Genomic DNA, 625 nt, shown 5'->3' with positions numbered 1-625 from the left:
AACAGCGTTCGCTGCCCACGATCCGCCTCTTCAACGAAGCGCCTCATCGATTCCCCCAAAGAATCACAGGAGAATCATAACAGCAGCTCAGTGTTTTCACACAGCCAGGGTCATTCTCGACCGGCTCTGCGGTTTCGGCCGCCGTTCGATGTCTGCTCTTCTCCGAAACCGACCAGCTTACTGCGCGAGAACGAAATGACGCGAAGGGCCAAAACCCGACTTATGCAGTGCGCAAGCAGCATGCTTACTCGATCACCTCGTCGATACTACGATCGCTCACCGCCACTCCCGCCACCGGTTAGCGCTGAGAGCATGGCATGGACCGCAATTGCCGCGATGACACCCGTGACAAACAGCCCGAGAAAGCCAATTCCGATCGCAAGCGCGCGCGACAACGCCTGCCTCGGGACGAGATCACCGTAACCAATCGTGAGGCCTGTAATGAAAGTAAAATAAACCGCATCCCCGAGAGACCAGCCCTCAACAAAACCAATCAGCAATCCCAACGCAAGCTGAATTGCTAGAAGTACAGACAACACCGGCCACGTCACGTGAATCGCATGGCCAAGCGCTACCAAAAAGCGCCGCCGCAACGGCTTCCGTGCCGGCCAGTTCATGTCGTGGC

The 625-nt window shown here is 56.8% G+C and carries 1 protein-coding gene; it reads right to left on the bottom strand.

All coding sequences use genetic code 11. The features are described from left to right. Positions 1-266: 266 nt before the first annotated feature. Positions 267-625, bottom strand: a 359-nt coding sequence (locus tag AC629_RS44140; protein WP_349531751.1) for a potassium channel family protein, incomplete at its 5' end; no start/stop codon positions are given.

It is taken from the genome of Bradyrhizobium sp. NAS80.1 (genome assembly GCF_001908205.1).
Classification (GTDB): Bacteria; Pseudomonadota; Alphaproteobacteria; order Rhizobiales; family Xanthobacteraceae; genus Bradyrhizobium.
Note: the sequence above shows the minus strand (reverse complement) of the source record. Positions and strands in the feature narration are given on the sequence as shown.